The following is a 12,566-nucleotide window of genomic DNA, read 5'->3' on the forward strand; positions in this document are numbered from 1 at the left end:
GGCGAAGAGCGGAGTTATAAGAGGAACGTCTCCTCCTCTTCGGCGAGGTCGACGAAGTCGTCCGCGGCCTCGATCAGCTCCTCGGCGGCGGAGTTGCCGAACCCCATCGCCTCGACGCGGACGCCCTCGTGGCGGAGGTGCGAGCAGAGCCGAGCGAAGTCGCCGTCGCCGGTACAGAGCACGACGGTGTCGACGTGGCTGGCGAGCGAGACGGCGTCCAGGCTCATCCCGAGGTCCCAGTCGGCCTTCTTGGAGCCGTCGGCGAACGTCTTGATCTCCTTGATCTTCGTCTCGAAGCCGATGTCGCGGAGCGCCTCGAAGAAGCTCTCCTCCTCCGGGGAGTCGGCGCGGATCACGTACGCGATGGCCCGGACGAGCTCGCGGTCGTCGACCGCGGCCTCCAACAGGCCGGAGTAGTCGATGTTCCGCGAGTAGAAGCTCTGCGCGGAGTGGTACAGGTTCTGCGAGTCGGCGAGCACCGCGACGCGCTGGTGCGGGTGGATATCGGTCATACCGCCCAGTTCACCGGCGCGGCTTAGGGGCTTTGGGATCCGGGTCGCCCGCCGGCCGAACCGGACTGCCCGAACGTCTCGTGTCGACGACACGATGTGCCTGTTCGTTTATAAACTACTATCGGGTGGACCGTTTATACGGTGTATAAGGCCGTCTTTAGCGGTTATTCGCCGTATCTATCTGAACATCTGAGGTTTTTAGTGCGTACACTCACTGTCTCGTGGTATGTCACGGCGACACACTGACGGTGGCAAAGACGGTCGGCGTCTCGGACGTCGACAGTGGCTCTCCATGCTCGGCATTGGCGGTGCGACCGCGCTCGCCGGCTGCTCGGGCAACGGCGGTGACGGCGACGACGGGGGGACCGGGAACGGGACCGACGGGGACGACGGGACGGACGGCGGCGACGGCGACGACAGCGGCACCGACACGTCGACGTACGCGACGGCCGCCGCGGCCTCGTTCACGACGCTCAATCCGATATACAACGACGAAAACGGCGCCGGGAACGCGATCGCTCGCGCGCTCGACCAGGGGTACACGTTCAACGCCGACAACGAGTACGTCCCGCTGCTCTACGACATGTCCACCGAGGACGGCGAGGTGTGGACGTTCGAGGTCCGCGAGGGGCTCCAGTTCAGCGACCCGTACGGCGAGGTGACCGCGAGCGACTTCGTGTATCTCATCCAGGAAGTTCACCAAGGGGGCTGGGCCAGTTCGGTCAGTGCCACGTACTGGACGGGCGTAGAAGTGGAACAGACCGGCGAGTACGAGTTTCAGGCCACCCTCCAGAGCCCGCAACTCCTCTGGCCCGAGAGCTACGAGCCGCTCCTGTACCCCATCCCGCAGGACCTCCTCCAGCCGTACGTCGAGGAGGAGGACGCCGAGGGGCTCCGGCAGGACGAGGAGCTGCTCGAACTCCAGTTCTCCGGCAACCTCGGCCCGTACGTGCTCGACGAGTGGCAGCGCGACGGCGGCACCCAGTACAGCCGCAACGACGACTACTACCTTCAGGACGCCGACGACCTCCCGGACGTCTTCAACGAGGCCCCGTACTTCGAGTCAGCGGAGATCCAGGTCCTCGGCGAACAGGCCTCCCGACTCGGCGCGTTGGAGACCGGCGAAGTCGATTCAGCGGCTATCCCGCCCGAGCGTGTGCAGGAGTATCAGGATAACGACGAGATCTACGTCAACCAGATCCCGCAGCCGTACAACGAGAAGCTGTCCGTCAACATGCGGGACAACGGCTGGACGACCGGACCGGGAAACATGTTCCGGCACATCCCGTTCCGGCAGGCCATGGCCGCGGCGATCGACAAGCAGAGCCTGATCCAGGGCGTCTTCCGCGACTTCGCGGAGACGCACTTCACGTGGCAGCCCCGCTTCAGTAACTTCTATCCGCCCGAGGACAACATCCCGATGTTCGGCGTCGGCGACCGCTACGGGAGCGAGTACGCCCGCGGGCTGGCGGAGGACGCCTTCGAGCAGTCCGAATACGAGTACGGCTTCGACGGCGAGACGATGGTCGATCCAGACGGCAACCAGGTCCAGCTCAGCCTCTACCACAGCGCCGGCCAGGAGACCGAGCAGCTGATGGGAGAGTTCATCGCACAGGAGCTCGGGAACAACCTCGGGATCGACGTGAGTATCGAGGCCATCGACGGCACGCGGTTCGACACGGAGTACTACACCACGACGGACTTCCCCACGCCCGAGCGGAACGAGGAGGGCGAGGTCACCAGCGTCCCTGACGAGCTCGTCGACACCGTCGACGGCGAGGAGGTCGAGTGGACCTCGCCCACCGCGACGAACCCCGGACCGCGAAACATCACCGGGAACGAGGACTGGGACATGGAGATCGTGTACGGACTGAACACGTTCCCGCGGAACCCCCTCACGAACGCCGTCTTCTTCGACGGCGCGACCGGGTCGTACAACCCGGTCGGCTACTACCCCGAGTTCGACGCGCAGACGCTGTTCGACAACGCCCGGCAGGCGTCCAGCGAGGAGGAGCTGGCCGACGCGCTCGTCGACCTCTTCGTCAACATCGCGGAAGAGCAGCCGTACATCATGCTTGCGTTCCCCGACAGCACGGTCGGCTACCGCGAGGGGCTCGAAGGCCCCATCGAGAACTTCTCGAACGGCTGGAACCTCCCCGCGTGGAGATACGAGCAGTAACGCCGCCGTCTCTCACACTTCCACGTCATCAATATGGGATTCGGAAAGTACGTCGGCGCACGCGTGCTGTGGGCCGTGGTCGTCTCACTGATCATCACCACGATCACGTTCCTCCTGCTCGCGGCCGCGCCCAACCCGGCGATCCGCGAGGCGGCGACGCAGGCCGCGCTGCAGGGCGGTGACCCCTCGGCCGCGGTCGAGCGAGAGCGCGAGCTCCGCGGGCTCAACCAGCCGCTGTACGTTCGGTACATGGACTTCATCCGGAGCATTTACACGCTCGACTGGGGCTGGTCGGAGAGCCGCAGCCAGCCCGTGACCGAGGCGCTGCTACAGGCGCTCTACTACACCGCGCAGTACTCGATCCCGTGGACCGTGCTCACCATAACCCTCGGGCCGCTCGTCGGCGTCTACTCCGCGGCGAACATGTACAGCTGGCGCGACCACGTCGCGACCGGGTTCGCGTTCTTCGGGTACGCGATTCCGAACTTCTTCTTCGGGATCATCCTGCTCCTGATCTTCGGGGTCTGGTTCGAGGTCGTCCCGATATCGTACGACACGAGTGCTCCCGTGTTCAGCCTGCAGAACGTCCGGCAGCTGATTCTGCCGGTGTTCGTGCTCGTCACGGGCTCGATCGGCGCGACGATGCGGGTCTCGCGGAACGAGTCCGCGGAGTTCCAGAACTCCGACTTCATGAAGACGGCGAAGGCGAAGGGGGTCTCGCCGCTGCGCGCGTACGCCTACCACGTGATGCGGCCGACGATGGTCCCGCTGTCGACGACGCTCGTCGGGCAGCTGTTGGCGCTGTTCATCGGGTCGTCGCTGCTCGTGGAAGTCGTGTTCGGCATCCCCGGACTGGGCAGACTGACGTTCAACGCGCTCATCTCGCAGGACACCAACCTGGTGTTGGGATCGACGCTGGTGTTCACCTTCATTGCCGTCGTCGGCAACCTGCTAGAAGACTTGGTGTTCACCGTGCTCGACCCGCGAATCAACTACGACGACAGATAACTCACAATGGCAACGAAGAAACCGGAGCAGTTCGACCGCGTCGACTGGAGCGAGCTCTCCGAGTCGAGACGGTTCGACCTGTCGATAAACTCGATCGGCATGCTGGTGGCGACGCTGCCGCTGGCGCTCCTCTGGCTGTACGACTACCAGTTCGTCGGCGAACGCGAGGCGACGTTCCAGGCGATCGGACTCAGCAGGAACCTCGACCCGCTGGACTACTTCTTCGTGTTCACGCTGTTCCTGTTCTTCTTTTACCTGATACTGCCGCTGTATCAGAACCCGCGGATGACGCGGTACTACTGGAAGGAGTTCAGGCGGAACCGCCCCGCGGTCGTCAGCCTCGGTTGGCTGGGGATCGTGTTCGTGGGCGGGCTCATCGGTCCGCTCCTGATCAGCGCGCCGGAGCAGAGCATCCTCACCGGCCACCAGCCGCCGGTGTTCCTCTCGATCGACGAGGCGAACGTCGCGAACTGCGTCGGCGAGGTGGTGAACGGACGGTGTCAGGGGACGTGGCAGCACCCGCTCGGGACCACTCGCGGCGGGAAAGACGTCTTCGCCGGCATCGTCTACGGCATGACGATCAGCATGCAGATCGCCTTCATCACGACGACGATCGTCGCGGCGATCGGCATCACGTTCGGCACCGTCAGCGCGTACGCGGGCGGCTGGGTCGACGAAGTGATGATGCGGTTCGTCGACATCATCCTCTCGTTCCCGACGTTCCTGATGTTCCTGCTCATCCTGTACATCTACGGCGCCGGATTGGGGATGTTCATCCTCGTGTTCTCGGCGTTCGCGTGGGGCGGCACCGCGCGGTACGTGCGCAGCAAGTCGCTGTCCGTCTCCGAGGAGGAGTTCATCAAGGCGACGCGGATCAGCGGCGCGAGCACCTACCGCGTGGTCCGGAAACACGTCGTCCCGAACGTGGCGAGCAGCATCATCACGCAGCTCACGCTGCTCATCCCCGGCTTCCTGCTCGCGGAGGCGCAGCTCGCGTTCCTCGGGATCGGCGACTCGGCGGTCCCCTCGTGGGGACAGCTGATCTCCGCCGGCCGGAGCGACCTGGCGTTCGCGCCGTGGATCGTGTTGTCGCCCGGCATCGTGCTGTTCCTGACGATCCTGGCGTTCAACTTCATCGGCGACGCGCTGCTGGACGCCCTGAACCCCGAAGCGGAGGCGGAGAGCGCATAATGTCCACCCGACAACCACTGCTCGAGGTCGAAGACCTCACGACGACGTTCAGCACCGACAAGGGAGAGCTCACGGCCGTCGACGGGGTCGACTTCTCGGTCGACGAGGGCGAGACCGTCTGTATCGTCGGGGAGTCGGGGTCCGGGAAGACGGTGGCGACGGAGTCGGTGACGCGGATCGTCAAGGAGCCGCCGGGTCGCGTCCGAGGCTCGGTCCGGTTCAAGGGCCGCGATCTGCTGGAGATGAGCGAGCCCGAACTCCGCGAGATCCGCGGCTACGAGATCGCGCACATCTTCCAGAACCCGCAGGAAGCGATGAATCACTGCTACACCGTCGGGTGGCAGATCGTCGAGGCGCTGCAGATCCACCGCGACGTCTCCGACGAGGAGGCGCGCACGAAGGCGATCGACCTGATGGACAAGGTGGGGATCGCGAACGCGAGCTCGCGGTTCGACGACTACCCGCACGAGTTCTCCGGCGGACAGAAGCAGCGCGTGATGATCGCGATGGCGCTCGTCGGCGACCCCGACCTACTGATCGCGGACGAGCCGACCACGGCGCTGGACGTGACGGTGCAAGCGCAGATCCTCCGGCTTCTCGACGACCTGCAAGCGGAGTTCGACATGGGGATCCTCTTCGTCACCCACGATCTGGGCGTCGTCGCCGAGATCGCCGACCGCATCGTCGTGATGTACGCGGGCAAGGTGATGGAGCGCGGCGATGTCCTCGACATCTTCGAGCGTCCCGCGCACCCGTACACCCAGCAGCTGCTGAACTGTCTCCCCGAGATCGGCGGGAAGAAGGGGGGTATCCCCGGGACCCTTCCCGATCCGCTCGATCCGCCGGACGGCTGTCGCTTCGCCCCGCGGTGCGAGCACGCGGTCGACGCCTGCGTGACCGGCGACCAGCCGGAGGAGATCGAAGTGAACCCGGGTCAGCGCGCCTCCTGCGTCCACTACCGCCCCGGCCGCGACGACTCGGTCGTCCGCGACGGGATTCCGGACTCGACCGCCGACGGCGAGGAGGTGAGCTCCGCCGATGACTGAGGAGCCGCTCCTCTCGGTGCGGGACCTCAAGAAGCACTACCCGATCCGGAAGGGCCTGTTGAACCGACAGGTCGGCGCCGCTCGCGCCGTCGACGGGATCAGCTTCGACATCGCTCCCGGGGAGACGCTGGGACTCGTCGGCGAGTCGGGCTGCGGGAAGTCCACCGCCGCCACCTCCATCGTCCGGCTGGAAGAGCCCACGGGCGGCGAGGTGATATTCAACGGCGGCGGGCGGAGCGGTGCGACCCGGAACGCCGACGGCACGCACCCGAACGACGTGACGCGCTTCGACGACCGGGAGCTGAAGGCGTTCCGCCGCGACGCGCAGATGATCTTCCAGGACCCCTCCTCCAGCTTCGACCCGCGGATGTCGGTCGGGGGCGCGGTCGCGGAGATGCTCCAGATCCACGGCATGTCCGACCGCCACCGGCGGCGTGCGATCGTGGAGGACCTGCTCGAACGCGTCGGGCTCTCGCCAGAGGACTACGACCGCTATCCCCACGAGTTCTCCGGCGGGCAGAAACAGCGGATCGCGCTGGCGCGAGCGCTCGTATTGAACCCGGAGCTCATCGTCGCCGACGAGCCGGTCTCCGCGCTCGACGTCTCGATTCAGGCGGAGATCCTCGACCTCATCGCTGACCTGCAGTCGGAGTTCGACCTCTCGCTGTTGTTCATCAGCCACGACATGTCCGTCATCCGGGAGATCTGCGACCGGGTGGCCGTCATGTACCTCGGTGAGATCGTCGAGATCGGACCGACGGACCGCGTCTTCGCCGACCCGCAACACCCGTACACGGAGGCGTTGCTCTCGGCGATCCCGACGCCGGACCCGCGCTCGACCGCCGAGGGGATCGAGCTGACGGGGACCGTGCCGAGCCCGACGAACCCGCCGTCGGGCTGTCGGTTCCACACCCGGTGTCACAGGGTGATCCAGCCGGACGACGTCGACCTCGACCAGTCGAGCTGGCGTGGACTGTTGAACCTCCGCGACGCGCTCGCCGCCGACAGCGTCGACGTCGATCAGATCCGCGAGAACTTCCGGACCGGGACCGACACCGGCGCCACCCCAGATGCCGTGAAAGGACAGATCCGCCGCGAGTTCGACCTCGAGGAGACGATATCCTCCGACGAGATGGAGTCGCTGCTCGACGCGGCGCTCGACGAGGCGCTCGGCGACGACCTCGACGCGGCGGCGGCGACGCTCTCCGAGCGGGTCACCACCCCCTGCGAGGAACGCGTCCCCCAGCGGACCAGCCACGAGCCCGGCCACGAGTCGGCGTGTCACCTCCACGAGCGGGACCGGTCGGCGCCGCCGAACCCGGCCGACGACTGAGGCGACCGCCGCCGCTCTCGTCGCTTTGTCTTAGCGTTCGCCCAGCGCCGGGAGCGCCACCCGTCGCGAGCCGCCGTCCTCCCGCTCGACGGTCACGGTCGGTTCGCCGTTGTCCGTCTCCTCACCCACGAGGACGGACGTCGCGCCCGCCGCGAGCGGTGCGACGAGGCCCGCGGCCAGCGCCCGCGGGTCCGAGAGGTCACCGCGGAGCGTCACCGAATCACCCGGTTCGAGCCCGTGCTCGCCGGCGACCGACGCGGCCGCGTCGAGGAGCGCGCGGTGAGTGACGCTCCCGCTCCGGTCCGGTCCCTCGCCGTCCGTCTCGCGCAGCACGATGTCGTCCGGGCCGACTCCGCTGGGGGGCATCCCCGGATTCTCGCTCCACAGCTCCTGCTCCCAGTGGGTCGTCTCGGGTCGCTCCGGCGGTCCGCCGAAGGCGGCGAGGCCGGTGCCGGGGGCCGGCTCCGTCGTCGACTCGTCGACCACGTCGACGAGGACGACGCGGTCGCCGCGCGCGATCCCGGTCTCGGGGTCGAACCGGACCGGGGCGCCCAGCGCGGCCGCGCCGAGGAAGGCGAGCGTCGTGTGGAGTCCGGGCGCCGGCTCGACTGCCACGGTCGACCCCTCCCGCGCGCCGAGGTAGCGGAGCACGTTCGCCGACTTGTACCCGTTGGTGATCAGGTCCCGATACGTGCGTTCGCGCTCGTCGGGCGTGACGAGCGCGACGTCGCGACTCCGCCGGTCGCGAGCGAGGATATCGCCGACGACGTCCATGTCCGCGACTCGGGGCGGCCGCGACTTAAAAACGAGGAGTGGCGGGTCCGTCCGGGGTCGAGCGCTCGCGTCAGGGCGCGCCGGCGATGACCATCCGCGAGCCGTCGGCCGAAAAGGCGAGGTCGCGCGTCGAGTCGGCGTCGACCCGGACGGCGTCGCCCGGACCGAGCTCGACGGCCTCGCCGTCGACGGTCAGCGTCGCCGCGCCGTGGAGCAGCACGTACACCTCCTCGTGGCCGGCGTCGGCGTGGTCGTGCTCCATCCCCTCCCAGCCGTCGTCGGCCTCGACGACCGTCACGCCGAGGCTCTCGCAGTCGAGCGCGTCGCGGAGGAAGTACATCCCCGGCGCGCGCGGTTCGACGTCGTCGTAGGCGGTGGTGTCGTAGCCCATGGACCGTGATAGGCGGCGCGCGCCGGAAAAACTACGGGTTGATAGGGGTGAGTGCGTTAGAAGGAGCTCTTCAGCCGCTCGAAGAAGCCGCCGCCGACGTCGATGTCCTCGCCGCCGGCCTCGGCGAACGCCTCCAGCGCCTCGCGCTGCTCCTCGTTGAGCGAGTCGGGGATCACGACGCCCACCTGCACGTAGAGGTCGCCGCGGCCGCGGCGCCGCAGCCGGGGCATCCCCTTCCCCTCCAGTCGGAACGTCTCGCCGCTCTGGGTGCCGGCGGGGACGTCCATCTCCACGGTGCCGTCGACCGTCTCGACCTCGACCGTGTCGCCGAAGACGGCCTGCGGGAAGGAGATCGCCTCGCTGACGCGGAGGTCGTCGCCGTCGCGCTCGTACCGGTCGCCGATGTCGACGTCGACCTCGATGAGCAGGTCGCCGTTGGGCCCGCCGTTCTCGCCGGGCGCGCCCTCGCGCTCCATCCGGAGGCTCTGGCCGGAGCGGATCCCCGGCGGGATCTCCACCGAGAGCGTCGCCTCCTCGCGGACGACGCCGTCGCCGCCGCAATCGGAACAGTCCTCGCTGTACAGCTCGCCCTCGCCCTCGCAGCGCGGGCACGTCGAGGTCTGCTGGACGCGGCCGAGCGGCGTCTGCTGGACCTGCTGGACCTGCCCGCGCCCGTTACACTGAGGGCAGGTCTGCACGTCGGCGTCCGGCGGGTGGCCCGCGCCGTCGCAGGTGTCACAGGCCGTGGGGCGGGTGAGCGTGACCTCCTTGGTCGCCCCCTCGAACGCATCTTCGAGGTCGATCGTGAGCCCCGTACGGAGGTCCCGTCCCTGACGGGGGCGATCGTCGCGGCCGCCGCGACCGCCGCGACCACCGCCGCCGCCGAAGAACTGGTTGAAGATGTCCTCGAACCCGCCGGCGCCGCCCGCGCCGCCGGCTCCCCCGAAGGGACCGCCCGCCCCGCCGGGACCGCCGCCGCCCGTCGCGCCGCGCTTGTCGGCCTCGGTGAAGCGGTCGTGACCGAGCTGGTCGTACTGGCGGCGCTTCTCCTCGTCGGTGAGCACCTCCTTGGCCTTCTGGATCTTCTTGAACCGCTCTTCGGCGTCGTCGTCGTCGCTGACGTCCGGGTGATGTTCGGCGGCCTTCTTGCGGTACGCCTTCTTGATCTCCTCCTCGCTGGCGTCCCGCGACACGCCGAGGACGTCGTAGAAATCTTCGCTCATGCGTTACGTTCGTTATTGATCGTTCGTGGCTGGGTCGTGTTAAGGGGCGCGTCCGAAGGCGAGGGCGCCGACGCTACTCCTCGTCCTCGTCCACGTCCTCGAAGTCGGCGTCGACGTACTCCTCGTCGTCGCCGTCGGGGCCCGCGCCGCCGGGGCCGGCCGCGCCGCCCGGACCGCCCGCACCGCCCATACCGCCGGGACCGCCGGCGGCGCCGCCTGCGCCGCCCGGACCGGCCTGTGCGGCCTGTCCCTCGTACATCTGCTTGCCGATCTCCTGGAGCTCCTCCGTGAGCGCCTCCGTGACCGACTCGATCTCGTCGGTGTCGGCGTCCTCGTCCTCGAGCACCGCCTCGACGTCCTCGATCGAGTCCTCGATGTCGCCGATGAGGTCCTCGTCGAGGTCCTCCTCGTTCTCCTCTAAGAGGGTCTCGGCGCGCTGGATCGTCGTCTCGGCCTCGTTGCGGGCCTCGATCCGCTCGCGGCGGGCCTCGTCCTCTTCGGCGTGCTTCTCGGCCTCCTCCTGCATCTCTTCGATCTCCTCGTCGGAGAGGCCGACGCCCCCCTCGATGGTGATCGACTCGGCGTTCCCCGAGCCCTGGTCTTCGGCCTCGACGTTGACGATCCCGTTCTCGTCGATGTTGAACGAGACCTCGATCTGGGGGGTTCCGGCGGGCGCCGGCGGGATGCCGGAGAGCTGGAACGCGCCGAGCAGCTCGTTCTCCTCGGCGATCTCGCGCTCGCCCTGGAAGACGCGGACGTTGACCGAAGTCTGGTTGTCGGCGGCGGTGGTGAACACCTTCGACTCCTCGGTCGGGATGGTGGTGTTCTTCTCGATGAGCCGCTCGAAGAGGCCGCCCTTCACCTCGATCCCGAGCGAGAGCGGGGTGACGTCCAGCAGGACGATGTCGTCGACGTCGCCGGAGAGCACGCCGCCCTGGACGGCCGCGCCGAGCGCGACCGCCTCGTCGGGGTTGACGTTCTTCTTCGGCTCCTGACCGACGAGCTCCTCGACCTGCTCTTGGACCTGCGGCATCCGGGTCGAGCCGCCGACGAGGATGACCTCGTCGATGTCGCCCTTGTCGTAGCCGGCGTCGGAGAGCGCCTGTTCGGTCGGCTCGACGGTGCGCTCGATCAGGTCACCGGTGAGGTTCTCGAACGTCGCGCGGGTGATCGACTGTTCGAGGTGGACCGGACCGCTGTCGGTCGCGGTGATGAAGGGGAGGTTGACCGTCGTCTCCTTCTTGTTCGACAGCTCGATCTTCGCCTCCTCGGCGGCGTCCTTCAGGCGCTGGAGCGCCTGGCGGTCCTCGCGGAGGTCGATCCCGTGGTCGTTCCGGAACTCGTCGGCGATGTGGTCGATGAGCGCCTCGTCCCAGTCGTCGCCGCCGAGGTCGTTGTCGCCGTTCGTGGCGACGACCTCGTAGACGCCGCCGCCCAGGTCGAGCACGCTCACGTCGAACGTGCCGCCCCCGAGGTCGTACACGAGGACGGTCTGGTCGGACTCGTCGTCGAGGCCGTACGCCATCGAGGCGGCGGTCGGCTCGTTGACGATCCGCTCGACGTCGAAGCCGGCGATCTCGCCGGCGTCCTTGGTCGCCTGCCGCTGCTTGTCGTTGAAGTACGCGGGGACGGTGATGACCGCCTTCTCGACGTCGTCGCCGAGGTACTCCTCGGCGTCGCGCTTGATCTTCTGGAGGATCATCGCCGAGACCTGCTCGGGCGTGTACTCTTCGTCCCCGATCTCGACCGTGTAGTCGTCCTCGCCCATGTGCCGCTTGATCGACTGGATCGTGCGGTCGGGGTTCTGGACGGCCTGGTTCTTCGCCGGCTTCCCGACGAGCCGCTCGTCGTCGTCGGCGAAGGCGACGACGGAGGGCGTGGTCCGGTCGCCCTCCGCGTTCGCGATGATCTCGGGCTCGTCGCCCTCCATCACCGCGAACGCGGAGTTGGTGGTACCGAGGTCGATACCGAGGATCTTGTTGCTCGCCATCTTAGCCAAAGTTAGCGGCTTGTGTCGGTTAAAGGTTACTAGACGGCGCGATCTCGTCGGTCAGCTGATACCGCTCACGTCGTGCGGTTTCGCCGATCGTGTGAACTGCTCGCACCGGTGTCTTTATACAGATCCGCAAGCGCAGGGACCTGCGACGATGGCCGGTGCGAGGCGATCGGCCCGCTCCCGCGGCGGTCGCCGCGCTCAGAGCCCGGAGACGAGGTCCTCCAGCGCCGCCCGCGGGTCGTCGGCCTTCGCCACGCCGGAGGCCAGCAGGATCCCGGACGCGCCGAGGTCACCCGCGGCGGCCACGTCCTCGCCGGTCGAGACGCCGGCGCCGCAGAACACGTCGACGTCGGGGTCGACCGCGTCGGCGGCCGCGACCGCGTCCTCGACGATCCCGGGGTCGGCCGTCGAGACGGAGACGTCGCCGCCGATAAGCTCCGGGGGCTCGACGGCGACGGCGTCGGGGCCGAGCGCCGCGGCCGCGCCGACCTGCGCGGGGTTGTTCGCGCAGACGATCGTCTCCAAGTCGGCGCGCTCGGCCGCGCGGACGGCGCCGTCGACGTCGGCGAGCTTCAGCCGCTTCTCGGAGTGGTTGACGAGCGTCCCCTCGGCGCCGTTGTCGGCGACGGCCTCGGCGAGCGTCGACCCGGTGTGCGAGCCGTGGTCGTTCGGCGAGACGTGCTGGGCCCACGTCTCGACGCCGGTGTCCGCGACGCGGGCGAGGTCGGCCGCCTGCGGCGAGACCGCGATCCGAGCGCCGGACGCCTCGGCGACGTCGCTGGCGGCGGTCGCGACTTCGATCGGATCGCACGGGTACGCCTTGAGGTTCACCAGGATGAACATACCCGCACTCGGGAGCCGCGGGCGCAAATACCTTCATGCTCCGGCGACGCTACCCCCGAGCCCACGAGAC

Annotated in this window: 11 protein-coding genes; 5 read left to right on the top strand and 6 right to left on the bottom strand. The window is 68.1% G+C overall.

All coding sequences use genetic code 11. The annotated features are described in order from the left end of the window. Nucleotides 1-14 precede the first annotated feature (14 nt). Nucleotides 15-512, bottom strand: coding sequence for an NYN domain-containing protein (locus DJ74_RS00220; protein WP_094524898.1), 498 nt, complete (start codon nucleotides 510-512; stop codon nucleotides 15-17). A gap of 226 nt (nucleotides 513-738) precedes the next feature. Between DJ74_RS00220 and DJ74_RS00225 the strand changes: the two genes are divergently transcribed. Genes DJ74_RS00225 through DJ74_RS00245 form a run of 5 tightly spaced genes read left to right on the top strand, consistent with a single transcriptional unit; the run spans nucleotide 739 to nucleotide 7,269 of the window. Continuing rightward, nucleotides 739-2,691, top strand: coding sequence for an ABC transporter substrate-binding protein (locus DJ74_RS00225; RefSeq protein WP_094525935.1), 1,953 nt, complete (start codon nucleotides 739-741; stop codon nucleotides 2,689-2,691). A 33-nt stretch (nucleotides 2,692-2,724) separates the two neighbouring features. After that, nucleotides 2,725-3,699, top strand: coding sequence for an ABC transporter permease (locus tag DJ74_RS00230; RefSeq protein ID WP_094524896.1), 975 nt, complete (start codon nucleotides 2,725-2,727; stop codon nucleotides 3,697-3,699). Nucleotides 3,700-3,705: 6 nt separating this feature from the next. Beyond that, entirely contained in the window at nucleotides 3,706-4,890 is a 1,185-nt protein-coding gene (locus DJ74_RS00235; RefSeq protein WP_094524895.1) for an ABC transporter permease, read from the top strand. After that, the gene (locus DJ74_RS00240) at nucleotides 4,890-5,936 is read left to right on the top strand and encodes an ABC transporter ATP-binding protein (RefSeq protein WP_094525936.1); all 1,047 of its coding nucleotides are present in this window, start codon (nucleotides 4,890-4,892) and stop codon (nucleotides 5,934-5,936) included. The genes DJ74_RS00235 and DJ74_RS00240 overlap by 1 nt, the downstream gene beginning before the upstream one ends. After that, nucleotides 5,929-7,269, top strand: coding sequence for an ABC transporter ATP-binding protein (locus tag DJ74_RS00245; RefSeq protein WP_094525937.1), 1,341 nt, complete (start codon nucleotides 5,929-5,931; stop codon nucleotides 7,267-7,269). The genes DJ74_RS00240 and DJ74_RS00245 overlap by 8 nt, the downstream gene beginning before the upstream one ends. Before the next feature lie 30 nt (nucleotides 7,270-7,299). On the opposite strand, the gene DJ74_RS00250 is transcribed toward DJ74_RS00245, so the two are convergent. The 5 genes from DJ74_RS00250 to tpiA form a co-directional block, all read right to left on the bottom strand. After that, nucleotides 7,300-8,043: a hypothetical protein gene (locus DJ74_RS00250; protein ID WP_254922109.1), complete on the bottom strand. Its 744-nt coding sequence runs from the start codon at nucleotides 8,041-8,043 to the stop codon at nucleotides 7,300-7,302. A 70-nt stretch (nucleotides 8,044-8,113) separates the two neighbouring features. Beyond that, nucleotides 8,114-8,434: a cupin domain-containing protein gene (locus DJ74_RS00255; RefSeq protein ID WP_094524892.1), complete on the bottom strand. Its 321-nt coding sequence runs from the start codon at nucleotides 8,432-8,434 to the stop codon at nucleotides 8,114-8,116. Nucleotides 8,435-8,490: 56 nt separating this feature from the next. Beyond that, the gene (gene dnaJ, locus DJ74_RS00260) at nucleotides 8,491-9,657 is read right to left on the bottom strand and encodes a molecular chaperone DnaJ (protein WP_094525938.1); all 1,167 of its coding nucleotides are present in this window, start codon (nucleotides 9,655-9,657) and stop codon (nucleotides 8,491-8,493) included. A 73-nt stretch (nucleotides 9,658-9,730) separates the two neighbouring features. Further along, the gene (gene dnaK, locus DJ74_RS00265) at nucleotides 9,731-11,647 is read right to left on the bottom strand and encodes a molecular chaperone DnaK (protein WP_176451279.1); all 1,917 of its coding nucleotides are present in this window, start codon (nucleotides 11,645-11,647) and stop codon (nucleotides 9,731-9,733) included. 204 nt (nucleotides 11,648-11,851) lie between these two features. Then, nucleotides 11,852-12,496, bottom strand: coding sequence for a triose-phosphate isomerase (gene tpiA, locus DJ74_RS00270; protein WP_094521839.1), 645 nt, complete (start codon nucleotides 12,494-12,496; stop codon nucleotides 11,852-11,854). Between the last annotated feature and the right edge of the window lie 70 nt (nucleotides 12,497-12,566).

The sequence above is a fragment of the Halorubrum sp. Ea8 genome, from assembly GCF_002252925.1.
GTDB lineage: Archaea > Halobacteriota > Halobacteria > Halobacteriales > Haloferacaceae > Halorubrum.

Coding starts and splice junctions, on each gene's coding strand:
- DJ74_RS00255 (WP_094524892.1), bottom strand. CDS start 8,434: ATGGGCTACGACACCACCGCCTACGACGACGTCGAACCGCGCGCGCCG.
- dnaJ (WP_094525938.1), bottom strand. CDS start 9,657: ATGAGCGAAGATTTCTACGACGTCCTCGGCGTGTCGCGGGACGCCAGC.
- DJ74_RS00245 (WP_094525937.1), top strand. CDS start 5,929: ATGACTGAGGAGCCGCTCCTCTCGGTGCGGGACCTCAAGAAGCACTAC.
- DJ74_RS00240 (WP_094525936.1), top strand. CDS start 4,890: ATGTCCACCCGACAACCACTGCTCGAGGTCGAAGACCTCACGACGACG.
- DJ74_RS00250 (WP_254922109.1), bottom strand. CDS start 8,043: ATGGACGTCGTCGGCGATATCCTCGCTCGCGACCGGCGGAGTCGCGAC.
- DJ74_RS00225 (WP_094525935.1), top strand. CDS start 739: ATGTCACGGCGACACACTGACGGTGGCAAAGACGGTCGGCGTCTCGGA.
- dnaK (WP_176451279.1), bottom strand. CDS start 11,647: ATGGCGAGCAACAAGATCCTCGGTATCGACCTCGGTACCACCAACTCC.
- DJ74_RS00230 (WP_094524896.1), top strand. CDS start 2,725: ATGGGATTCGGAAAGTACGTCGGCGCACGCGTGCTGTGGGCCGTGGTC.
- DJ74_RS00220 (WP_094524898.1), bottom strand. CDS start 512: ATGACCGATATCCACCCGCACCAGCGCGTCGCGGTGCTCGCCGACTCG.
- DJ74_RS00235 (WP_094524895.1), top strand. CDS start 3,706: ATGGCAACGAAGAAACCGGAGCAGTTCGACCGCGTCGACTGGAGCGAG.
- tpiA (WP_094521839.1), bottom strand. CDS start 12,496: ATGTTCATCCTGGTGAACCTCAAGGCGTACCCGTGCGATCCGATCGAA.